This is a genomic window from Gordonia sp. (in: high G+C Gram-positive bacteria) (genome assembly GCF_012515855.1).
In the GTDB taxonomy this organism is placed as follows: Bacteria; Actinomycetota; Actinomycetes; order Mycobacteriales; family Mycobacteriaceae; genus Gordonia.
This window is the reverse complement of the sequence record NZ_JAAYXO010000077.1, coordinates 1-22,984: the sequence shown is the minus strand read 5'-3', so window position 1 is coordinate 22,984 and position 22,984 is coordinate 1. Positions and strand designations below refer to the sequence as shown.

The window sequence follows — 22,984 nt, the reverse complement described above, 5'->3', positions numbered from 1 at the left end:
ACGTTGCACCGCCTCACCTGCGACGACGCCGGCCCGCCGCCCTTCACATCCCCGATCACGGTGTGACTCGGACCACTTTCATGCGCGTGACCTTTGCTTTTCCAGCCCGTACTGTCGCTTCAGTCCACGAACGCAGGCCGTCAACTGAGGTCTGCGCCCAAGGAGGAAAGCCCTTATGAGCATTCGCAAGCTTGCTACCCGCACCGCGATCGTCGGTGCCCTGTCCATCGCCCCGCTGACCCTGGCTGCAGGCGTCGCATCGGCCGCTCCCGGCAACAACTGGGATGCAGTCGCACAGTGCGAGAGCGGCGGCGACTGGTCGATCAACACCGGCAACGGCTACTACGGCGGCCTGCAGTTCTCGCAGTCCACCTGGGAGGCCAACGGTGGCAGCGGCATCGCTTCCAACGCGTCCCGCGAGGAGCAGATCCGCGTCGCCGAGAACGTGCTCGCCACCCAGGGTCCCGGCGCATGGCCGACCTGCGGCGCGTACCTGTAGGACGCACCCACACTTCCCGGTTGAGGCCGGTCGCTGACGTCAGCGACCGGCCTCGCTGCATCTAGGCCCCGGCACTCCGCTGTCGAGGACCGGGCCTGGTGTCGAGCGATTGGTCCTGGTCTCGCACGATTGGTCCTAGTGTCGAAGGTGTACCGACACAGGAGGACCGAGCATGGCGAGTCTGTCGTTCACGAGCCTGGGCGCCGCGGGGACGGTCACCGGGTCCAAGCACCTGCTCCAGCACGACGGCCGCTCACTCCTGGTGGACTGCGGACTCTTTCAGGGCATCAAGAACCTGCGCGAGGCCAACTGGCGCCCCCTCCCGATCGATGCCGCAGCCCTGGACGCCGTCGTCATCACCCACGCGCACCTCGACCACACCGGATATCTGCCGCGCCTGATCCGGGACGGCTTCCGCGGGCCGATCTATGCCACCCCGGCGACACGCGACGTCGCCGAGATCATCCTGCGCGACTCCGCACATCTTCAGGAGCGCGAGGCCGCCCTCTCGAACAAGCACCGTTCCACTCGCCACGATCCGGCGCGCCCGCTCTACGACGTCCACGACGTGGAACAGACCCTCGAGCAGTTTCGTACCAAGCCGGCCCACAAGCGGTTCGCTCCGGTGCTCGACGCCGCGGCCCGCTACCGAGGCGCAGGCCACATCCTCGGCGCCGCGACCGTCGAGATCGAATGGGGCGGAGTCACCGTCGCCTTCTCCGGCGACCTCGGTCGGTACGACGACCCGCTGATGTACGACCCCGAGCCGATCCCCCGAGCCGACTACCTGGTGTGCGAGTCCACTTACGGAGACCGACTCCGGGACGATCTCGACCCCGCCGCCGAACTGCTTCGCGTGGTCACCGAGACGGTCGCGCGCGGCGGCACCATAGTGATTCCGGCGTTCGCGGTGGGCCGCACCCAGATGATCCTCTACTACCTGTGGATGCTCCGCCGCGACGGGTTGCTTCCCGAGGTGCCGATCTACGTCGACAGCCCGATGGCGATCAACGCGGGCGAACTGATGCGGTCGCACCCGGCGGCGCATCGCCTCGACGCCGCGCACACCAACGAGATGTTCGCCATCGCCGAGTACGTGCGCGACCCCGAGGCCTCGAAGGCCATCTCCGCCGACCGCAAACCGAAGATCATCCTCTCCGCGAGCGGGATGGCCACCGGCGGGCGCGTGCTGCACCATCTGGCGGCGTTCGGGCCGGGATCGCAGAACACCGTCGTGCTGGTCGGGTATCAGGCCGTCGGCACCCGCGGACGGTCACTGGCCGACGGCGCGCGCTACCTCAAGCTGTACGGCGAGTGGATTCCGATGAGGGCGCGGATCGAAGACCTCCACATGATGTCGGCGCACGCCGACGCCGACGAACTGGTCCGCTGGATGGGCGGTTTCGAACGGGCGCCGCGTCGCACCTTTCTGGTGCACGGCGAACCGAACGCCACCGAGGCGCTGCGCCATCGCCTCGATCACGACCTGGGCTGGCGGGCCGTGGTGCCGAAGCAGCATCAGACGTTCGAGCTCACCTAACTGCGCCTCGCCATCAGCCACCCGTCAGCCCCAGGTCCCGGCCTGTTCCACAATGAAGCCCGCGATGATCACCGCACTGCCGCCCACTTCGCCGATGATCAACGCGACCATCGCAGCGGTGAGGGCCCCGGTAGCCGGGTGGAACTGGTTGGTGGTGTCGCGCGCGAAGCCGTGCAGGCAGTACGACGCGATCGCCCCGACGAAGAACGCGACGACGATCGCCAGGGCGATCACGTTCACCGTCGTCGACCACGCGCTGAACTGAGTGAAGGCCGCCAGCATCGCGGTAGCGAAGGAGTACATCAACGCGGCGCGATGCGCGATGTCGACGTAGACGTGCGCCTGACCGTCCGGACTGCGCATGATCTGCACGTACTTCCACACGCCGAGCAGTAGCGCCCAGACGAAGATGACGCCTGCGGCGATCAGCGCGATCTGTGTCGCCAGGGTGAGTTCCATGGTCCAACTCTCGCAGACGCGGTCGCGTGCTCGACCACGAGTCCGCCCGCGACGGGTTGATATCGTGCAGTCATGCCCGATCAATCGAAGCCGGAGCGGCGGTCGTGGCTCATTCCGGCCGCCGCAGTTCTGGTCGGAATCATCGCGATCGTCTTCGTCCTGGTGCAAGCCGCCGGACGCGACGACGGATCGTCCGACGACCGAGCCGACGCAGCCACCGTGAAGCCGCAGCAGTCCGAGTGGGAGTACCGCGATCCTGACGACCCGATGGCTGTCGGACCGGTGGACGCGCCGCTCGGCATGGTCGTCTTCACCGACTTCCAGTGCCAGTACTGCGCCAAGTGGACGCACAACACGCTCCCCGACCTGATGTCGTACGTGGAGGCAGGCAAGATGCGGATCGAGTTCCGCGACATGAACATCTTCGGCGACGAGTCCGAGCAGGCGGCGCGTGCCGCGTACGCCGCAGGTCTGCAGGGCAAGCTGAGCGAGTACCAGGCCGCACTGTTCGCGGACGGTCGTCCGCGCCCCAAGGAGCAGTTGTCCGCGGAGGCCCTCGCGGCGCTCGCCGCCGAGTTGAAGCTCGACGTCCCCAAGTTCCGGACCGACTACGCTTCGCCCGCCGTGGTGACCGCGGTACGCAGCCGAGCGAGCGATGGAGTCACGGCAGGCACCTACTCGACTCCCGCTTTCATTCTCGGCGGCCAACCGATTCTCGGGGCGCAGCCGACCGAGGTCTTCGTCGAGAAGATCGACGGCATGCTCGCGGCCGCGGGGAAGTGACGGCGGAGCAGGGAACGGACGGCAGAGAACTGGCAGCAGCGCGGCTCGGTCAGCAGTGCGGCCGTCGTGCGATGACCGCCTCGAGCGGCGATCTGCTCGCCACCCATGCGCCCGCTTCGGGATGAACCCACGTCGCGAGCTCGACTCCGGCCCGGAGATCGCCGCACAGGTCCCTTCGGTGCACCGGTTCGTGGTGTGCGACGCGATTGCGGACGATCGCAAGCGACGTCAGATGTCGTTCTACGGCCCGCCTCCGCTCCCTGACGTCCCGATATCCGTGTGGGAACGCCTTGCCGAGGGCCGGCACCCACAACGACGTCAGGTACCGCTGCGCCGCGAGGTACCGCCAGAAACCGAGGTTCAGTTCGGCCACCACATGGTCGTGGTAATCGACGCACACCCCGCGCGCCTCCACCGCTCGCTGCGCGCGGTCGAGGTCGTCGACGCCCCGCGGTTCCAACGGCAACGCGTCAAGCCACGATCGCTCACCACGCGCCGACGCCCAGCGCGTCAGTTGGGTGTCCATCGAGTTGCGGACGATCACCTCGACCATCGCCACCGTCGCGAGTACGGCCGCCGATACCACGGTGTTCCAGTCGTACAACCGCAATGCCGCCGGAAGGTCGCCGCGCGTGGCATCGACATAGGACCGAAGCCGCGTACTCGTCAGCAGCTTGGCCATCAGCGCCGGATCTCCCGTCGTTGACATCAGCCATCACCCCCGTATCCTTACTGTCGGAAGACCCCGGAACGATCCCTGGCACCAGCCATATCGCCGGGGTTACGTCGTTTCCGGAGAGGGAGCCCCCACATCGCCTCCCCGCCGACCGAATCCGATGCCGACTATGTTACGTGGCTCACCTCAATAGAACAAGAGTTCGATTCGATTGTATGACGAATGCAAGAAGACCCGCACCGTGACGGTGCGGGTCTTCTTATTGGTAGCGGGGGCAGGATTCGAACCTACGACCTCTGGGTTATGAGCCCAGCGAGCTACCGAGCTGCTCCACCCCGCGTTGCAAGAGGTAACACTACACGGCACTGCGGCGACAGCGAAATCACGCCGACCGTGTCGCTCTCAGGTGGCCACGTGCAACCGCAGGGCCCGCCGTCCAGTCCCGATCGCACCCGCCCGACACCGACTTCGCCGCAGACAAGGGCCGACTGATCGACGAGCCGGCGGAAGATCCGGACCTGCACTTCTCGGTCCACGCGGCGCAGCCCGCGCCGCACACAGTCCCGGCATCGGCGGTGTCGGCATGATCATCTCGCACATCGACGTGAACGGTCGACGCACCCGCGTCAACGTGGCGTGCGGCCCGGCGGCTCCACTGCGGGCTCTCGTCCACGGCATCAACACCCATGGATGTGCCCGGCTTCGGGTACTCGGAGGACTCCGGGTCGGGGCATTCGGTGAACGCTCTGCCCGACTCCGCGATCGGGGTGCTCGACGCACTCGGCGAGGCGCGCTCCGGTCAATGGATCGGCAATTCACTGGGCGGCCGACCGCTGTCGCATCGGCCACTCGATGGCCATCGCGCAGGAGACCGACGCCGGTGAGTTCTCGCGCCGCGTCGCGGTGGAGCTGTGCACGTGGCGCGGTGTGCGTCCGGAGTGGCGCGCCGAGTTGCTGTCCGCAGCGGCGGCGTCTCCGGTGCCCACCCTGGCGATCTGGGGCGCCAAGGACCGAATCCTGCCGAGCACCCACGCCGCCACGGTGCGGGCCGCGCTACCGCACGCCGACCTGGCGGTGCTCCCGGCAGTCGGACACATGGCGCAGATCGAGGTGACCGACAAGTTCTTGGCCATCACCGAGCGCTTCTTGGCCGAAGCCACAGAAAGGGAGCCGACAGTACGCGAGCCGACAGTACGCTGATCCCGCGCACCGATCTCGAAATACAGGAAGACCCGGACCGAAGTCCGGGTCTTCCTGCAGTGGTAGCGGGGGCAGGATTCGAACCTACGACCTCTGGGTTATGAGCCCAGCGAGCTACCGAGCTGCTCCACCCCGCGTTGCACCCACTACGTTACGCACGGGTGAACCGGCGTGCAAATCGATTAGCCGCCAACGAGATCGAGGACACGTCGATGCCGCGGTCAGCGCGAGCGCACACCCATGAGCTGTGCCGGCCGGCTCGCGAGCGGATTGAGGTTCAGCTTGTCCGGATCTTCTTGGCGTCGGTGTCCCACGGCTGGCCGGGTTGCCCAGCGATGCGCGCGCACCGCCGCGAACCGACGTCGGGTTGCCGGTCGGCACCGTGCAGGCGTAGTCCCGCAAGAACTCCGACAGCGCCGACGCTGCGCGCGGTCCATCGGACAGGATTCGACGAACCGCAGCGACCCTTACCCGCACGGGGATAAGTGACAAAAGGATTACGCAGATACCCCTTGTGAGATTTGTCACGATCTGGCGTACGGTGAAGGTACGCCGAGGTCACCGAAGTCCCGAGGAGGAGTCATGACGAACAAGACCGTCGCACACGAAGGTCACGGCAACCATTGGATGAGCATGGTCGCCTTCGTGCTGTTACTACTCGGAGGGGTGTTCTCGGCACTGTGGCTCGCCACGCTGGCCGACCTGCCCACCGACAAGCCGCTGAACATCACGTACGGCGTTCTAGCGCTGGGTGGACTGGTCGGCGCATCCATGATCTTCGGCTACCTGGTCAAGCAGCTCCGGCACTCCCCCGTGATGCCGGACAACACCCCCGCCGAGATCGACCGCTATCTCAGCAAGGTGCGCCCGTCGTAGAGTCGCGTGCTTGAAGCCGCGCCGAGACGCGACATCAGGGCGAAGCACTCAACAGAGAATGCCGGCCGAGCGAAGTTCGCTCGGCCGGCGTTCTCTGTTGTGACAGTCGGCTCTAGCCGCCCATCGCCTCGTACTTCTTGATCGCCTTGTCGAGTCGATCGAGCGCCTCGCCGTAGGCCTTGAAGTCGCCGCTGGTCTGCGCCTTGCGGACCTCTTCGAGTGCGTCACCCAGCTCGCTCACGACCGCATCGCGGCTCGCGTCGCCGCTCGGCGCGGGCTCGGCGGGCTTCGGCGACGGCTGGCCGCTGTTGCTCGGCGGAGCTCCCGCGTCCGGTTCGGTGGCTGCCGCCGGGTCGATACCGACCTGACGCAGCGCCTCACCGATGGTCGGCGCGTACCCTGCGTTGGCCTTCTTCTCACCCGCGGCGGCGTTGTAGTACGTCAGCACCCGGTACAGCTTCGGGATGGCGGAGTCGCCGCCCTTGGCCTGGTTGTACATCGGCTGCACGTACAGGATCCCGTTGTCGCCCACAGGCAGGGCCAGCAGGTTTCCGTAGGTCACCTTGCTCGAGTTCTCGACCAGCTGGCGGTCACGCGTACTGGACGGGCTGTTCTTCATCGCCTCGGTGGCCTGCTGCGGACCCACCGACTGCGACGATGTCGGCAGCGTCTTGACCGTGATCCGACCGAATCCTTCCGGATCCGAGTCCGCGGTCATGTAGGCGGCGAGGTTCGGCCGAGCCAGCGCCGTCATCACCGACGTCAGCTGGAACTGCGCCTTCGCCTCATCGCTCGGCGACGACGCGGTGAAGTAGTACGGCGGCTGCGGCGCCGTCGTCTTGTCGACCGTCGGGTCGTCGGGCACCGTCCAGAAGTTGCTCGACTTGAAGAACGTGGAACCGTCCTCGACGTGGTACTTGGTGAGCAGTTCGCGCTGGATCTTGAAGATGTCCTCCGGGTACCGCAGGTGCGCGCGCAGGTCGGGCCGCTTGTCGAGCTCGGCCTTCGGCTTCACCGTTCCGGGGAACGCCTTCATCCAGGTCTTGAGCACCGGATCGGTGTCGTCGGCCTGGTACAGCTCAACGTCGCCGGTGTAGGCGTCGACGGTGGCCTTCACCGAGTTCCGGACGTACGAGACCTCCTGCTCAGCCTGTGAACGACCCGTGGGGCCGGCCTGCGACTGGCGGGAGTCGGCGGTCGCGGCGTCGAGCGCCATCCGCTGCGCGTACGGGTAGGTCTTCAGGGTGGTGTACCCGTCGACGATCCACTTGATCGAACCGTCGGCCATGACCGCCGGGTACGTCTTGGAGTCGGTGGTCAGCCACGGCGCGACCTTCTTGACGCGGTCACGCGGATCGCGGTCGTAGAGGATTCGCGAATTGTCGGTGACAGCACTCGACAGGACGAAGTTCCGTTCGCCGTACTTCAGTGCGTACAGCATGCGCACGCCGAAGTTGCTCAGCTTGACGCCCGAGTCGGCCGAGTACCGATAGTTCTCGTTGTCGCCGTCGTACTCGCGTCCGGTGGTGCCGTCGCCGGTCCCGACGATGGCGTAGTCGGGGTTCACCTTGGCGATCATCTCGCCGAAGTAGATGCGCGGCTGGGTCACCTTGATCGGCGCGGTGGCCTTGTATTCGGGTGTGTTGACGTTGGCGACGTCCGACACGAGGAACACCGGGAGGCCGCCGGAATCGGAGTTGGTGTCGCCGTTCGGGGCCTCGTCGACCTTGTTGGCCTGGGCCGCGATGAAGCCGTTGCCGTGGGTGAACACGGTGTGCTTGTTGAGCCAGTTGGTCTGGTTGCCGCTCAGGCGCGACGGATCGAGTTCACGCGCGGCGACGATGAAGTCGCGGGAGACGCTCTTCCCGTCCTCCTTGACCTCGTAGCGGTCGACCGCCAGCTGCGCGGGGAACCCGTACACGTTCTTCAGCGCCTGGCGCTGGAAGAAGGCGGTCGACATCACGGCCGGATCGAGCAGGCGGATGTTCGAGAGCGTCGCCGTGTCGGAGTTCACCGTGGCCGGGTTGGCCTCCTTGCGAGCCCAGTCGTTGTCGTAGGTGACGTCCCTGCCCGGACGGATCCGGTAGGCCTCGGTGGTTGCGGCGATGTTCCGCTCGATGTACTCGGCTTCCTTGACGTCCGCGCTCGGCTTCACCGAGAACTGTTCCATCGCGGCGGGCCAGACGACGCCGATCACCAGGGCGGAGAGCAGCATCAGCACCGCGGCCAGGGCCGGGATGCGGAGGTCGCGCAGCACGATCGCCGCGAAGAACGCCACGGCGCACACGATCGCGATCGCCATCAGGATCAGCTTGGACGGCAGCACGAAGTTGATGTCCGTGTAGCTTGCGCCGGTGAAGATGTCGCCGCGACGCCCGTTGCTGAGCAGTTCGTAGCGATCGAGCCAGTAACCGACGGCCTTGGCCAGCATGAACAGTCCCGCAATCACCGCGAGCTGGATGCGGGCGGCGCGGGTCAGCGAACCCTGTCGGCCGCCTCCGCCGAGACGCAGCCCGCCGAAGACGTAGTGCGTGATCAAGCTTCCGATGAAGGCGATGACCAGCGCGATGAACACGATGTCGAGCACCATGCGCACGAACGGCAGGGTGAACGCGTAGAAACCGATGTCGAGTCCGAACTCCGGGTCCTTGGTGCCGAACGCCTCACCGTTCAGAAACGTCAGGACCGTGGACCACGAACTCTGCGCGATGAGCCCGGCCATGACGCCGATGAACGCAGCGGGGAGAATGAACGACACCTTGGGGCGGACGCCGATCGCGGTGCGGTAGCGCGCCAGCGGGTCGTTGGGGCTGCTCAGCATCACGAAGTCGGGTCGCACCCGGTAGGCCGCGTAGACCGCACCGTAGATGATGGCCGCGACCACCACCGCGACCACCGCGAAGACCACGAGCCTGGTGGTGATCATCGTGGACATCACGGTCGAATAGCCCACGTCGGAGTACCAGAGCCAGTCCGTCGTCAGTGTCACCACCTGCGGGCCGATCAATATCAGAAGCAGGATTGCGACACCGATCCCGAGGAGGATCTTTCCTCGGCGCGACAAGGTCGGCCTACCGGTCGATCCGGTCATACTCACCACTAGCTAAGCTCCTGATTCGTCTCTGCCCACACGCGTGCGACAGCAATGTCGACCACCTTACCGATTCGCGCAGTTCGGCCGCTCGCGACGCCGACCGGAGTGGCCTGCACAATAGACCCGTGACGTCCTCAGCTGATTCTGGAGCCGCCGGTTACTCGCAGGCCGACCTCGGCAACGCGCTCGCCCAGTGCCTCGCCTACACCGCCGATCTCCCGTGGGGGTCGGCCCCGACGCTGTTCGGTCTGGTCCCGACCCAGATCCTGGCCGCCCAAGCGCCCGGTCTGGTGGATCCGGACGACGACTCCTCGCTGAGTCCGGTGGTTCAGGAGACCCACGCCGCCGATCTCGAGGAACTCTTGACCACCCTCTCGTGGCCCCGGCCGGTGGTCGGATGCGCGCTGGTCACGGAGATCACCCTGCTGCCGCCGGACGCCGAGGCCGATCTGGACGCCGCCCTGGAACCGCTGCTGGCCGACCCCACCGCGGCCGACGAGGCGGCACGACAGGCGGCGGCGACCCATCCCGGCAGGCAGACCGCCCGCCTGGCCGCCGGAGTTCTGCGCAACGGCAAGCGCGTGGCACTGCTGGCCCTCAAGAACGACGACGGGTCGCAGTCCGGTGATCTGCAGACCCACCCCGATCTGGCGCCGAATCTGCTCGACGCGCTGGCCCAGACACTGCAGCACTGATTCGTAGGCAGCGCTGATTCGTAGGCAGCGCTAGCAGCTCGGGCGCGACTTGTCGGTGTCGAGCGTGGCGAGGGCGTCCATCGCACCGGTCAGGTTCTCCACCTTGACCAGCTCGACACCGTCCGGCGTGTCCGACGTCGCCGCTGCGCAGTTGTCGGCCGGGACCAGGAAGACCGTCGCCCCGGCGTCACGCGCCGCCTTGATCTTGTGCTCGATCCCGCCGATGGGTCCGACCTTGCCGCTCGGGTCGATGGTTCCGGTGCCGGCGACGAACTTGCCGTGCGTGAGATTGCCGGGGGTCATCTGGTCGATCACCGACAGCGTCAGCATCAGGCCCGCGGACGGACCGCCGATGGCGCCGACGCTGTAAACGATGTTGGTGTTCGGGTCCGCCGGAACCATCTGCGGCGTGATTCCGAGGTAGGGCCGCTCGGCGTCGTCGGGGCGCGCACCGAGGGTCACCTGCTGGGTGAGTCGCTCGGCGCGGCGTTGCACCACCACCGCGATCTCGTCGCCCGGCTTCTTCTTCGCGAGGACGTCGAACAGGGCTTGCGGACCGTTGATCGGCGTCCCGTCGACACTGATCACCCGGTCCGACGGCAGCAGCTTGCCCGCCGACGGCCCCTTCTTCGCGACGTCGCCGACGCCCAGCGCCACCGGCTTGTTCAGGTACTGCATCGCAGCCATTGTCGCGTTGGCCTCCGAGCCGGCCATTTGCGCGGTGTTCTGCTCCTGGACTTGCTCGACGGTCTGGTCCGGCGGGTAGTACAGGTCACGGGGCGCGAGCTCGTACGACCCGGAGATCCACATGCCGAGCGCGTCGAACAGCGTCAGCCCGTCGTACAGCGACACCGTCGTCAGGTTCAGGTTGCCCTTCGGGTTCGGATCCACCGCATCGGACACCTTCACCACGCGCTTGCCCTCGAAGTCGCCGAGGGTGTTGACCGTCACGCCCGGCCCGAGCGCGATGTACGGCACGCGCAGGGTGGATCCGGCGACGATGAACGCGACGAGCAGCACGACGCCCACGGAGAGCGTGATGATGCGGCGGTGGGCTGGCTTGAAGGTCACCCGGCCCAGGGTAATGCAGCAGCCTTCGCGGAGCCCGCACGCGGAGGCCGGATGCCGGTACCGTTGAGGACATGAATGATCTGCCCTTCGGATTCTCGTCCTCGAACGACGACAACAAAGACGACCGAAAAAGGGACAACGACGACGCGAGCAACAGCGCGAACAACCCCTTCGGGTTCGCGATGGGCGACGGCCCCATCGACCCGTCGCAGCTCGGTCAGTTGTTCAGTCAGTTGGGCAACATGTTCAGCGGCATGGGCTCGGGCATGTCCGCGGGCGGATCCGGCCCGGTGAACTACGAGGTCGCCGCCAATCTCGCGCGCCAGCAGATCGGCGCCTTCACCCCGATGCTCGCCAAGGAGGATCAGGCGGTGGCCGACGCCGTCCGTCTGGCCGAGGTGTGGCTCGACGAGCAGACCACCCTGCCCGCGGGCATCAGCAGCACCGCCGCGTGGACTCCCGTCGACTGGCTGGAGAACACCCTGCCGACCTGGCGCACCCTGTGCGACCCGATCGCCGAGCAGATGTCGAAGACGATGGACGCAGGCCTCCCGGAGGAGGCCAAAGCACTGGCCGGCCCGATGATGGCGATGATCGGTCAGCTCAGCGGCACCATGTACGGCACGCAACTGGGGCAAGGCCTCGGTCAGCTCGCCGGCGGGGTCCTGACCTCCACCGACATCGGACTTCCCCTGGCACCCGATCGCATGGGCGTGCTGCTGCCCGAGGCGATCGCGAAGTTCGCCGAAGGGCTCGACCTGCCCGCGCAGGAGATCGTCGTCTTCCTCGCCGCGCGTGAAGCCGCCCACATCCGCCTGTTCAGCCATGTCCCGTGGCTCAAGCAGCGGGTCCTGGCCACTGTCGAGGAGTACGCGCGCGGCATCCGCGTGGACCTCGGCGGCCTACAGAACCTGGCGACCGACATCGACCCGCAGGAGTTGTTCACCAACCCCGGCAAGCTCGAAGAGCTGATGGGGTCGGCGGCGTCGTTCGAGCCGCAGACCACGCCTGCGCAACAGGCTGCGCTCAGTCGACTCGAGACCTTGCTCGCATTGATCGAGGGCTGGGTGGAACTCGTCGTGTCGAACGCGCTCGGCGATCGGATTCCGAGCACCGCGGCCCTCACCGAGACCATGCGCCGTCGGCGCGCATCCGGTGGACCGGCCGAACAGACCTTTGCCACCCTCATCGGCATGGACCTGCGCCCGCGCAAGCTGCGCGAGGCGGCCACACTGTGGCGGTCGTTGACCGAGGCGTCCGACATCACCGTGCGGGACGGCGTGTGGGATCACCCGGACCTGCTTCCCGACGCCGACGATCTCGACAATCCGGCGGGCTTCATCGACGGGGTGATCGGCGGCGACGTCTCCGGCATCGACGATGCGATCGCCGAACTCGAGCGCCAGTTCGCTGCGAACGACACCGACGCACAAGACAACAACGCTGGGGACAACAAGGACAGCGACAACAAGGACACCGGCGAGAAGGGCCCCGAGCAGGCCTGATCGTCGGCGTCCGCAAACCTGTGGACAACCGGTTCGCCACCGCGGCGGCACGCTGCCAGCCTGTGAGACATGGCCGCTCGCGACGCGCTTCCGGTTCTCACGCCCGGCACTCCAGTCCTGCTCCGGGCCGATCGTCGGGTGCACATCGGGTCTGATCCGCGCACCGCGCTGGTCCTCGACGTGGACCCAGGGGTCACCAGCGCCAAGATCGTTGCGATCCTGCAACGCCTGCGCACACCGCAGCGCTACCGTCAGCTGCGACGCGACGTACGGTCGTCCGGGTTGACCGCCTCGGGCTTCTGGTCGATGCTCGACCGGATCGTCGCCGCGGGCAAGGCCACTGCGCCGCCCACCGTCGGTCTGGCTCCGTTCAGCGTCGGGGTGGTCGGGCACGGCGAGATCGCCGAGCTACTGCTGACCGGGCTCGCCCGCGACGGCCACGCGGCGGCACCGTACGATCCGCGCGAGCTGGACGTCGTCGGTCGGCGACGACCGCAGCTGGTGGTGATCGCCGACCAGCCCGTCCCCGACCCGGCCGTCTGGGAACCGCTGATGGGCACTGCGACACCGCACCTGCCCGCACACGTGGGCGACGACGTCGGGACGGTCGGACCGCTGGTTCTGCCGGGTCGGTCGAGCTGCCTGCGGTGCGTCGATCTGCACCGCGCCGACCTCGACCCCCTGTGGCCGGTGGTCGCTGCGACGCTCTACGGCGTCGCCGGAGGCGCCAGCGCGAGCACCTGCCTCGCGACGGCCGCCGTCGCACAGGCCCAGATCGCCGAGATCGTCGAGCGGCTCCGAGCACACCGCACGCAGGCCCCGTCCCTGGTGGGTCGGTCGCTGGAGTTTCGCCCGATCCCCAGCACCCTCCGGTCGACGGCGATGCCGGTCCACCCGCGTTGTCGGTGTCAGCAGCGGTACGGCAGTCGACTGACGTACGGCAGTACCCCCGAAAGCGCGGCGTCCACTATCCTCGAACAGGCGGCGAAAGGACAAAATTGAGCGAGATCACCCGGGGTCAAGGACGTCGCAACGCAAAGCTGGCGTCCCTCCCCATAGGCATGGCAGGTCGCGCGGCCGCGGGTTTCGGCAGGCGCATCACCGGCGCGAGCAAAGAAGAAGTCAGCGCCGACCTGATGAACAAGACCGCCGAGCAGCTGTTCGCAGTGCTCGGCGAGCTCAAGGGCGGCGCCATGAAGGTGGGGCAAGCCCTCTCGATCATGGAAGCCGCGATTCCCGAGGAGTTCGGTGAGCCCTTCCGCGAGGCACTGACCAAACTCCAGGCGGAGGCCCCGCCGCTGTCGGCGGCCGCCGTCCACAAAGTGCTCGACCAGCAGCTCGGCACCCGCTGGCACGAACGGTTCCGCGAGTTCGACGACCAGCCCGCGGCGTCGGCCAGCATCGGTCAGGTCCACCGGGCCGTCTGGTCCGACGGGCGCGAGGTGGCCGTCAAGGTGCAGTACCCCGGTGCCGATCATGCGCTGAAAGCCGATCTCAAGACGCTCAGTCGAATGTCCGGTCTGCTTCAGAAGATCTCTCCCGGCACCGACGTCAAAGCGATGGTCGACGAGCTGATCGACCGGACCGAGGACGAGCTCGACTACCTCGCCGAAGCCGACAACCAGCGCGCCTTCGCTCGTGCCTTCACCGGCGACCCGGATTTCCTGGTCCCGAAGGTGGTGGCCAGTGCTCCGAAGGTGATGGTGTCGGAGTGGATCGACGGCATCCGATTGTCGAAGCTCATCACCGACGGCACGCAGGAGCAACGGAACGACGCCGCGGCGAAGATGACGACGTTCGAGATCAGCTCACCCGCGCGGGTGGGCCTGTTGCACGGTGATCCGCACCCGGGGAACTTCTATGTGCTCGACGACGGACGCTTCGGCATCCTCGACTTCGGCGCCGTCGGACATTACCCGGACGGGCTGCCCGACAAGACCGGACCGATCCTCGCCCTGGCGCGCGACAAGCGGTACGACGAGCTCCGCGAGACCATGGTGGAGGCCAATTTCATTCAGGCCTCGCACGCCAAGCGCGTGAGCCCGGAGGACCTGGCGAATTATCTGCAGCCGTATGTGGATCCGCTGTACGCGGACACCTTCCACTTCACCCGCAAGTGGCTGCAGCGCGCTGCGGGAAAGGCCACCGATCTGAGCGGTGACGTGTACAAGACGTCGCGGAATCTGAATGTTCCGCGCGAGTACGTGATGGTCTTCCGCGTGTTGATCGGCTGCGTCGGCATCGCCGCTCAGCTCGACGCCGAGGCCCCGTATCGTGCGATTCTGAACGAGTGGGTGCCCGGCCTCGAAGGCTGAGCGGCGAGCAGTCGGCTCACGCGAGCGCCGCGTTCTTACGCGGCCGCCCGCGTGGCCTCTTGCGTGCGATGACGATGCCGCGGTCGAGGATCTCTCCTCCCCAGACGCCCCACGGCTCCTCGCGCTCGAGGGCGGCCTCGAGGCACTGAAGCTGTAGCGGGCAGGCCTGGCAGAGGTTCTTCGCCTCTTCCAGCAGGTTCGGCTGGTCGGCGAACCACAGGTCGGCGTCGTTCTCGACACTCTGGCACGGGAGTTCTATTCGAGGGACGGTCAAGATGGTCAAAACAAGTCGGCTTTCTCTTCGCAGATGATTTCGGGGTGAGCCCCGGGCCGACTGCGCTTTCGACGGAGATGACTTCCGTCCGGAAGGCAAAAGGCCACGGGGTTCGCTATCGCGATTCGCCGTGGCCTGAATGGTTCCGCTGGTCTCTAAGTGAGAGACCTTCTCGGGGACGTCATGGGTACGTCCGGGCGGGCCACGGGGAATCGCCGGCGCGCTCGCGCCAACGGTGCTGCTGCTGCAGCGATATGTACGGCTTGCCAGTTCATCGGTCGACTCCCTTTCTTTCGTTCGGCTCGCTTCGCGGCACAGGGCTAGCCCCGGTTCCGCGTAAGTACTCCTCGTACTCTAGGCGGACGAGGAAACCTGCACAACTTATTTTCTACCTGCGGTTATCGGTCCGGCGTTCGCCTCGGGACCTCGATGCACGCTAGTCTGCCGCGCACGACGCAGACCCGCGAAACCCCAGCGGCAGGGCGCACACCACAGGTCTTCGCGAACCAGCGCTCGACGATGGTGCGTCGAGCGAGGTCTGTCATACCTCAAATCCAGCATCAGCGACGCCCACTGCTACTTCTACGGAGAGTCATACTGCCCCATCTCGTCCTTGTAGTCTTTCTCCAGACCTATTCGCGCCTGCCATTCGTCAATGAACGCAGCTGCAGTCGTGTGGGACCACTCAGCGCAGCCGTACCCGAGGCACCCGATGGTGTACCAGGGACTCAACGGTTCAGAGAAGATCTGATTCGACGCGAACTCAGACTTGAGAGCCTTCTCCAGTTTGTGTGCTTCGCCAGATACTTGAGTCTCGGGCTTGAAGTGCACGAGCGCGTTCCGTAAGTCGATCAGCTTCTTGGCACTTTGATAGGGCCAAGCGCCCTTCTCAAAGGGTTCCGCACCGCATGCTGCCAGCGAAACCCGATACTTGTCCAAGATGCTCGCTCGCTCAAGCCAACCGATGCGTTCTCCGGGTGGATTCCACATCTCTCGAAGGATCGCCGCCGATTGCTCGGCGATACCCGCACAGCGGGAATCGATCTCGCCGGGCTCAGAGTCAGCGAGATCCTGGAGGACCTCGTTGATGTAGGTCTCCATGAACGCGACAGACGACAGCACCGCGCTGATAACGTACGACCGGTGAGGCCGGTGCAGCTCGCCGGTCCCCTTCAGCCTTCCCTCGATCTCGCCACACATCCGAGCTGCATACCTCGCAGACCAGAGATGCTCTGGCGCCATGTAGTTCCGAACTGACACCAGGGGAGCAAACGCAACCGCCTCGGATCGTGCCGACCCGATGCCATCATTTTCGGTCACCGTCCAAGTATCGCAGGTAGCTCGAGAGAAGGCACGACAGAACTAGCGTTCGTGTGGTCACGACGCACGGAACGCTCGAGCTTTACGAACCCGCGTTGGATCGCTGCTTGATTGTCCGCGCAGTATCACCATCCGACGTGGAATACGCGCGGTGTGCACAGATCACAGGGGACTGCATACGCATACGCTGTCCTCCCCTCGCTATTACTCGCGCGGCGATCAGTCCAAATGGAGCTTGGGCAGCGTTAGGTCTTTGCGTTCTTACCCGGAAGTGCGGCATCGACGACCTCGATGATCGCCCGTCCGATGACGTCGGCGCGCTCGGCGCCGAAACCGCGGACTTTGGCCAACTCCTCGATCGACGTCGGCACCGCGGTCGCGATGGCGCGGACCATCGACTTGCTCATCACATTCGACTCCATGATGCCCTCGGACTCGGCGAACCGGGTGCGCCAGGCGGTCAGCGCGGCGAGGACGTCGGGGTCGGGCTCGGTGCGCTCGGGAAGCGGTTCGAAGTCCATCGCGGACTTCGACACCGGGACCAGGGCCTCGAGGAAACGCGAGCGACGACGCTTGGCGCCCCTCCCCTCCCCTCGCGACAGGCTCCACGACAAGTGCAGATGCTCGCGGGCGCGGGTGATGCCGACGTAGAACAGGCGGCGTTCCTCCTCGACGTCGTCGGTCGACTTCGACGCCCGCCCGAGCGGCATCGAGCCCTCGTGCAGTCCGGTGAGGAAGACGGCGTCCCACTCGAGCCCCTTCGCGGCGTGCATCGACGACAGGGTGATGCCCGCGCCCACGGGCGCGTGCCGCATCTTGGAACGCTCCTCCAGCTTCGCGACCACCCCGGCGAAGTCGAGCTGCGGCCCTTCGGCAGCGATCGCCTCGACGATCTCGACCAGCCGCAGCAACTGCTGCCAGCGCGACCGCGCGTTGGCGCCCTTCGGCTCGGACTCGGTGAGGCCGACCTGGTGCAGGGCGTGGCGGACGGCGTCGACCGGTTGCATCGGCGGCGGCGGGCCACCGGCGAGGGACACCAGGCGCCGCAGGGCTGCGACGATCTCGGGCCGCTCGAAGAAGCTCTGCGCTCCGCGCACCTGGTAGTCGATCCCGGCCTCGGACAGCGCTTCTTCGTATGCCTCCGACTGGGCGTTGACGCGGTACAGCACGGCGATCTCGGCGGGCTGGACGCCGGCTCGGATCAGCTTGCGGATCTGGGCCACCACACCGACGACCTCGGAGATCTCGTCGTCGAATCCGGCGAAGATCGGTTCGGGCCCGGCGGGGCGTTGCCCCACCAGCTTGAGGCGGGTGCCCGCGATCCGGCCGCGTGCCTTGCCGATGGCCTCGTTGGCCAGGTGGACTACCTGGGGCGTCGAGCGGTAGTCGCGCTGCAACCGCACCAGGGTCGCGTTCTCGTACTTGCGAGTGAAGTCGAGCAAATAGGAGGGGGTGGCCCCGGTGAAGCTGTAGATGGTCTGATTGGCGTCGCCGACCACGGTGAGATCGTCGCGGCCGCCGAGCCAGGCCTCCAGCAGATTCTGTTGGATCGGCGTGACGTCCTGGTACTCGTCGACCACGAAACTGCGGTACCGCGAGCGGAACTCCTCGGCGATCGACGGATCGGACTGCAGGATCATCGTCGTGTAGATCAGGAGGTCTTCGAAGTCCAGGAGTCGGTCGCCGTTGGGCGCGACCTTCGCGTCCTCGTATGCCGCGAAGACCCGCATCACCGTCTGCGGGTCGGTCGGCACGTCGCGGTGCACGCGCAGGGCCTCGGCGGCGTACTGCTCCGGGCCCACCGCGGACGACTTCGCCCACTCGATCTCGGACGCGAGGTCTCGCAGCAAGTCGCGGTCGGAGGCGTCGAGCCCGAGATCACGGACCACGCGGCCCACCATGCGGAACTTATGGTCGAGCAGTTCCCATCGCATGTCGCCGAAGGCCATCGGCCAGAAGTAACGAAGCTGCCGCATGGCCGCGGCGTGGAAGGTCTGCGCGGCGACGACGTTGCCGGGCCCCGCGACGCCGAGGGTCGCGAGCCGCTCGCGCATCTCCGCCGCCGCGCGCGCGGTGAACGTCACCGCCAACACCTGTCCGGGGTTGACCTGCCCGGAGTCGACGAGATGCGCGATCCGCCGGGTGATGGTGCGGGTCTTGCCGGTCCCGGCGCCGGCGAGCACACAGACCGGTCCCCGCGGCGCCAGCACGGCCTCGAGCTGCTCCGGATCGAGCCCTGCCGTCGCTGCGCTCCCAACCACCGTCGTCATGCCTCCACGTTCTCACGCACCTCCGACATCGGGTGACAACGCGCTGGTCAGCAGCTTACAACTTGCCGAGCTTGCTCATCACCTCGCCGACCGACGGATTGGTGGCCGTCGATCCGTCGGCGTACAGCGCCGTCGGCACCACGTGATTTCCGCCGTTGACGCTGCCGACGAACTCGGCCGCCTCCGGGTTGGCTTCGATGTCGATCTCGGTCCACTCGAGGCCGTTGCGCTCCAGCCCGGCCTTGAGCCGGTTGCAGAACGGGCACCAGGAGGTGGTGTACAGGGTCAGTTCGGGGTTCGCTGCCGCTTCACTCATGCCGCCATTTCAGCACATCCGGACGCGGTTCAGGGTTTCGGGGCGCGAGCCCAGCCGGTGATGAGACTGCGCGCGATGGAGATGGATCCGGGCAGCATCAACCGCGAGTCGGGGTTCTCCGCACCCCAGTCGTCCTCGCGTTCGAGCGCCTGAAGCACTTCGTCGCGGTGGAACCACCGGGCGTCGCCGAGCTCGCCGTCGCGGAAGGTCAGCGGTTCGGAGGGATCGCCGACGGCTTCGAACCCGAGCATCAGTGACCGCGGGAACGGCCAGGGCTGCGAGCCGAGGTACTGCGGCGAGTGCACGGTGATGCCCGCTTCCTCCAAGACCTCGCGGCGGACGCACTGTTCGAGCGACTCCCCCGGCTCGACGAATCCGGCGAGGGTGGAGAACCAGCGATCGGGCCACACCACCTGGCGGCCCAGCAACACCTGGTCGGCGCCGTCGTGCACCACCATGATCACGGCCGGGTCGGTGCGCGGATACTCCTCGGCCCCGGTGTCCGGGTCGCGTCGCAGCCAGCCGCCCTGGACCAGGTCGAGCGGTTTGCCGTCGACCGGCGAGAATCCGGTGGTGCGATGCCAGTTGAGGACACCGATGGCGGTGGCCAGCAGACCGGCCTCGTCACCGGTCAGTCGGTCGGCGCCGGAGCGCGGCTCGGCGCTGGGTGCGGGAGCCTCCTCGACGCGCAGCGCCCAGAGATCGGTGTCGCCGACGCCGAGGAAGACGGCGCCCGCTGCCGGCTCGACCCCGAGGTCGACGGCCGGTGTCCAGCGCAGGGAGCCCTGCTCGGTGATCGGGTACTGACCACGGTGATCGACGAGGAGGACGCGGGCGGCAGGCCAGCCCGCCGCGAGTCGTTCGGGGTCTTTGCGGATGAGGTCGGCACGGTCGAACTCCGCCCGCGAGAGGACGGGCGGTTCGATGAAGTCGAACGACGCCATCAGGCCGGTCCGCCCTGACGCACGTACAGCAGGCGGTCCCCGGCTTCGATGGCTTCGACCTCCTCGTCGCCGACCCGGTACAGCTTGCCTTCGCGCACCACGCCGAGGACGAGGTCCTTGGTGTGGGCGGGCGAGCCGCCAGTCTCCGAGGGCTCCACCTCGCGCTCGGCGATGGCGTAACCCTCTTCGGGGCTCAGCAGGTCCTCGACCACCTCCACCACCGACGGGGTGATGGTCGCGATGCCGAGGAGCCGGCCCGCGGTCTCCGAGGAGACGACCACCGAGTTGGCGCCGGACTGTCGCATCAGGTGGGTGTTCTCGGACTCGTTGATCGCGGCGACGATCTTGGCGCGGGAGTTGATCTCGCGGGCGGTGAGCGTTGCGAGCACCGCGGTGTCGTCGCGGTTGGCGGCGACGACGATGGCGGCCGCGTGCTGCACCCCGGCCAGGCGCAACACGTCCGACTTGGTCGCATCACCGCGAACGGTGACCAGTCCGTGGGCGTTGGCCGAGTCGAGCGCCGTTTGGTCCTTGTCGACGACGACGATCTCGGCGGCCTTGCCTCCGTCGGCGAGGACGGCGTCGACCGCGGTACGGCCCTTGGTTCCGTATCCGATGACGATGGTGTGGTTACGCACCCGGTTCCTCCAGTTCTGGATCTTCATCGCCTGCCGTGAGCGTTCGGTCAGCACTTCGAGGGTCGTACCGATGAGCACGATCAGGAAGAGGACGCGCAACGGCGTGATGAAGATGATGTTCACCAGGCGAGCCGATTCGGTGATCGGCGTGATGTCGCCGTAGCCGGTGGTCGAGAGCGTCACCGACGTGTAGTAGAGCGCGTCGATGTAGGTCATCTCATCGCCCTTGGCGTCGCGATAGCCGCTGCGATCGAGGTAGACGACGATGGAGCAGATGAACAGCGCGGTCAGCGCCCACAGCACGCGTCGGCCGATGGCCCGCGCCGGACTCTTCTCCGACTCCGGGATCCGGACGACGCCGACGAGGGCGTAATCCGGCTCGTCTACCAGCCCGCCGCGTCTGCGGCGCAATCGCTTACGCACGAATTGGAGGCTACTGCATGCGGTCGGCGAGCATCTGCGCAAGCGCCTCCGGACCCGGCAGGTCGACCGGTTCGAGCGTGTAGTCGTGCCGCACGTAGACGAACGCCGCACGCACCTTCTCCAGCGGGATGCCCGACAGCTGCGACCACGCGACGCGATAGGCGGCGAGCTGAACGAACAGCGGTTTGCGTTTGGCCGGTTCCGGCACCGCGCCGGTCTTCCAGTCGACCACCAGCGCGCCGTCGCCGTCGGCGAAGACCGCATCCATCCGTCCGCGCACCACCGTGGAGCCGATCACCGTCTCGAAGCCCACCTCCACCTCGCGCGGAGTGCGGTCGGCCCATTCGGATGCCAGGAACTTGCTCCGCAGCAGGTCGAGGTCGTCCTCGACGGCACCGGCGGCGGCGTCGGCGGCACCGGGCAGTTCGTCGACGTCGAGGAGCCGGGTGGCGCCGAAGCGTCGTTCCACCCACGCGTGGAAGGCGGTGCCGCGACGCGCCATCGGGTTGGGGCGGTACGGAACCGGACGACGCAGCCGGGCCGCGAAGGCCTCGTCGTCGGTGTCGAGTTCGACGAGCTGGCTCACCGACAGGTGGCCGGGGAGCTCCACCTCGACCATCGGATCGCCCGCCTGTGCCTTCTCGTCGAGCAGGACTGCCACCTCGCGCTGCCACTCGCGCGCGTCGCTGTCGAGCGGCTCGGCGTCGGCGACGGCGAACAGGGCCCGCTCGGCGCGGGCGGCGTCGACGAGTTCTGCGGCCGCCACCATCGGGGCGCGACGGTCGCCGAGGAGGTCGACCGGCCACGCGACGCTGACCTGCTGTTCGGTCAGCGGGTTGGTGGCGTCCGGATCGGGCGGCAAGGCGTCGACGTCGATGAGGAGTCCGCTCGGGTCCACCTCCACGCCCGCGTCGACCGCGGCACCGGAGGCGCCGTCGGCGACGAGAGCTGCGAGTTCGGTGTAGAACTCCGAACCGCCGCGCGGTTTGTCGCCGGTCTCCGACCAGTGGTGCGCCGACACCAGCAATGTGTGCTTGGCGCGGGTGAGCGCGACGTAGAGCAGTCGCCGGTCTTCTTCCAGGCGGCGTTCGGCGATGGCCGCCTTGTGCTCGTCGATCGCCGTCTCGAGCTCCTTGCGGTCGGCGACGTCGGTCAGGTCGAGCGGGGGGAAGCCTTCGTCGCCGTCGTGGGCCAGATCGCCGCGCAGTTCGGCGGGCAGTTCCCGCGCCGAGCCGAGCCAGGTGGTCTCCGCCTTGCCGCTCGGGAAGATCCGATCGGCTACGTGTGGGAGCGCGACGACGTCCCATTCCAGGCCCTTCGCGGCGTGCACGGTGAGGATCTGCACGCGCTGCTGGGCCACCTCCACCTGCCCGGCCTCGAGGCCCTTCTCCACCACCTCGGCGGTCTCGAGGAAGGCGAGCAGGCCGGGCAGCGTGGCTCCGGACCGTTCGGCGTAGTGGGTCACGTACTCGGCGAAGGCGTCCAGGTGCTCGCGCCCGGTCACTTCGCCGCGCATGCGCCTCGCCCGGATCTGCGCTTCGACCGCCACGCCGATGGTCTGCTCGACGTCGGCGACGAGTTCGGGCAACGGCTGCCCGATCCGCCGCCGCAGACCTTCGAGCTGCGACCCGAACGTGGAGATCCGCTCGAAGCCCGCCGCGCTGTAGCGGGCGGCGTCGCCCGGATCGGCGAGGGCGTCGCACAGTCCCGCGGAATCGACGGCCTCCCCCGGCAGCGCCGCGTCGAGGGCGTCGTCGAGCGCCTCCCTGCTGGTGACCGCGCCGGTGGTCGGCGTCCCGGTGCCCGCCGCGAGTTCCCGGGCCCGCCGCCACAGTGCTGCGAGATCGGCGGCGCCGAGTTGCCAGCGGGCGCCGGTCAGAAGGCGCATGGCCGCCGTCCCGGCCATCGGGTCGGCCATCAGCCGCAGGGTCGCGACGATGTCGGTGATCTCCGGGACGTGTAGCAGACCGCCGATGCCGACCACCTCCGCGGGAATGCCGCGTCGTTCGAGTTCGGCGGCCAGCGGCGCGGAGTCCTCGTTGCGGCGCACCAGGATCGCGGTGGTCGGCGGCGGCGTCTCCTCGCG

20 protein-coding genes, 2 tRNA genes and 1 pseudogene are annotated in these 22,984 nt (G+C 67.3%); 9 read left to right on the top strand and 14 right to left on the bottom strand.

Annotated features, from left to right (window positions below):
* Positions 1–175: 175 nt before the first annotated feature.
* Positions 176–499 carry a transglycosylase family protein gene (locus GX543_RS05600; protein ID WP_290850423.1) on the top strand — a complete coding sequence of 108 codons (324 nt, stop codon included), beginning with the start codon at positions 176–178 and terminating at the stop codon, positions 497–499.
* Between the two features lie 172 nt (positions 500–671).
* On the top strand, positions 672–2,039 hold the full coding sequence (locus GX543_RS05595; RefSeq protein WP_290850421.1) for an MBL fold metallo-hydrolase: 1,368 nt from the start codon (positions 672–674) through the stop codon (positions 2,037–2,039).
* Between the two features lie 24 nt (positions 2,040–2,063).
* Here GX543_RS05595 and GX543_RS05590 read toward each other — a convergent pair whose 3' ends face one another.
* Complete coding sequence (locus GX543_RS05590) at positions 2,064–2,498, bottom strand: hypothetical protein (protein WP_290850419.1); 435 nt, start codon at positions 2,496–2,498, stop codon at positions 2,064–2,066.
* A 72-nt stretch (positions 2,499–2,570) separates the two neighbouring features.
* On the opposite strand from GX543_RS05590, the gene GX543_RS05585 reads away from it, so the two are divergent.
* Positions 2,571–3,281 carry a thioredoxin domain-containing protein gene (locus GX543_RS05585; RefSeq protein ID WP_290850417.1) on the top strand — a complete coding sequence of 237 codons (711 nt, stop codon included), beginning with the start codon at positions 2,571–2,573 and terminating at the stop codon, positions 3,279–3,281.
* A gap of 49 nt (positions 3,282–3,330) precedes the next feature.
* Here the strand turns inward: GX543_RS05585 and GX543_RS05580 are convergent, their stop codons facing one another.
* Positions 3,331–3,990, bottom strand: coding sequence for a hypothetical protein (locus GX543_RS05580; RefSeq protein WP_290850416.1), 660 nt, complete (start codon positions 3,988–3,990; stop codon positions 3,331–3,333).
* A gap of 230 nt (positions 3,991–4,220) precedes the next feature.
* Positions 4,221–4,297: transfer RNA gene (locus GX543_RS05575), tRNA-Met, on the bottom strand.
* 512 nt (positions 4,298–4,809) lie between these two features.
* Here GX543_RS05575 and GX543_RS05570 point away from each other — a divergent pair.
* Positions 4,810–5,157, top strand: a complete 348-nt coding sequence (locus GX543_RS05570) for an alpha/beta fold hydrolase (protein ID WP_290850414.1) — start codon at positions 4,810–4,812, stop codon at positions 5,155–5,157.
* A gap of 60 nt (positions 5,158–5,217) precedes the next feature.
* Here the strand turns inward: GX543_RS05570 and GX543_RS05565 are convergent.
* Positions 5,218–5,294: transfer RNA gene (locus tag GX543_RS05565), tRNA-Met, on the bottom strand.
* Positions 5,295–5,378: 84 nt separating this feature from the next.
* Positions 5,379–5,544 (bottom strand): annotated as a pseudogene (locus GX543_RS05560) (mammalian cell entry protein); the annotation flags it as partial.
* A 195-nt stretch (positions 5,545–5,739) separates the two neighbouring features.
* Between GX543_RS05560 and GX543_RS05555 the strand changes: the two are divergent.
* Entirely contained in the window at positions 5,740–6,033 is a 294-nt protein-coding gene (locus tag GX543_RS05555) for a hypothetical protein (protein ID WP_290850412.1), read from the top strand.
* Between the two features lie 112 nt (positions 6,034–6,145).
* On the opposite strand, the gene GX543_RS05550 is transcribed toward GX543_RS05555, so the two are convergent.
* Positions 6,146–9,124, bottom strand: a complete 2,979-nt coding sequence (locus GX543_RS05550) for a UPF0182 family protein (RefSeq protein ID WP_290850410.1) — start codon at positions 9,122–9,124, stop codon at positions 6,146–6,148.
* 128 nt (positions 9,125–9,252) lie between these two features.
* Between GX543_RS05550 and GX543_RS05545 the strand changes: the two genes are divergently transcribed.
* On the top strand, positions 9,253–9,822 hold the full coding sequence (locus GX543_RS05545) for a PPA1309 family protein (RefSeq protein WP_290850409.1): 570 nt from the start codon (positions 9,253–9,255) through the stop codon (positions 9,820–9,822).
* A 30-nt stretch (positions 9,823–9,852) separates the two neighbouring features.
* Here the strand turns inward: GX543_RS05545 and GX543_RS05540 are convergent, their stop codons facing one another.
* A complete protein-coding gene (locus GX543_RS05540) occupies positions 9,853–10,893 on the bottom strand; it encodes a PDZ domain-containing protein (protein WP_290850407.1) in 1,041 nt (346 codons plus the stop codon).
* Positions 10,894–10,964: 71 nt separating this feature from the next.
* Here GX543_RS05540 and GX543_RS05535 point away from each other — a divergent pair, with 71 nt between their 5' ends.
* The 3 genes from GX543_RS05535 (at position 10,965) to GX543_RS05525 (ending at position 14,713) form a co-directional block, all read left to right on the top strand.
* A complete protein-coding gene (locus GX543_RS05535; RefSeq protein ID WP_290850406.1) occupies positions 10,965–12,398 on the top strand; it encodes a zinc-dependent metalloprotease in 1,434 nt (477 codons plus the stop codon).
* A 69-nt stretch (positions 12,399–12,467) separates the two neighbouring features.
* Positions 12,468–13,400, top strand: a complete 933-nt coding sequence (locus GX543_RS05530) for a hypothetical protein (RefSeq protein ID WP_290850405.1) — start codon at positions 12,468–12,470, stop codon at positions 13,398–13,400.
* A complete protein-coding gene (locus tag GX543_RS05525; protein WP_290850404.1) occupies positions 13,397–14,713 on the top strand; it encodes an AarF/UbiB family protein in 1,317 nt (438 codons plus the stop codon). Before GX543_RS05530 ends, GX543_RS05525 begins: the two co-directional genes overlap by 4 nt.
* Positions 14,714–14,729: 16 nt before the next feature.
* Here GX543_RS05525 and GX543_RS05520 read toward each other — a convergent pair whose 3' ends face one another.
* The 7 genes from GX543_RS05520 to GX543_RS05490 all read right to left on the bottom strand — a co-directional run.
* Positions 14,730–14,996 carry a WhiB family transcriptional regulator gene (locus GX543_RS05520; protein WP_290850402.1) on the bottom strand — a complete coding sequence of 89 codons (267 nt, stop codon included), beginning with the start codon at positions 14,994–14,996 and terminating at the stop codon, positions 14,730–14,732.
* A 573-nt stretch (positions 14,997–15,569) separates the two neighbouring features.
* The gene (locus tag GX543_RS05515) at positions 15,570–16,307 is read right to left on the bottom strand and encodes a hypothetical protein (protein WP_290850401.1); all 738 of its coding nucleotides are present in this window, start codon (positions 16,305–16,307) and stop codon (positions 15,570–15,572) included.
* A 245-nt stretch (positions 16,308–16,552) separates the two neighbouring features.
* A complete protein-coding gene (locus tag GX543_RS05510) occupies positions 16,553–18,577 on the bottom strand; it encodes an ATP-dependent helicase (protein WP_290850399.1) in 2,025 nt (674 codons plus the stop codon).
* Between the two features lie 55 nt (positions 18,578–18,632).
* Complete coding sequence (locus GX543_RS05505) at positions 18,633–18,893, bottom strand: mycoredoxin (RefSeq protein WP_290850397.1); 261 nt, start codon at positions 18,891–18,893, stop codon at positions 18,633–18,635.
* A gap of 29 nt (positions 18,894–18,922) precedes the next feature.
* Positions 18,923–19,837: an NAD(+) diphosphatase gene (gene nudC, locus GX543_RS05500; RefSeq protein ID WP_290850396.1), complete on the bottom strand. Its 915-nt coding sequence runs from the start codon at positions 19,835–19,837 to the stop codon at positions 18,923–18,925.
* The gene (locus tag GX543_RS05495; RefSeq protein WP_290850395.1) at positions 19,837–20,898 is read right to left on the bottom strand and encodes a TrkA family potassium uptake protein; all 1,062 of its coding nucleotides are present in this window, start codon (positions 20,896–20,898) and stop codon (positions 19,837–19,839) included. The genes nudC and GX543_RS05495 overlap by 1 nt, the downstream gene beginning before the upstream one ends.
* A 10-nt stretch (positions 20,899–20,908) precedes the next feature.
* Positions 20,909–22,984: 3'-5' exonuclease (locus GX543_RS05490; protein ID WP_290850393.1), on the bottom strand; the 2,076-nt coding region annotated here is incomplete at its 5' end.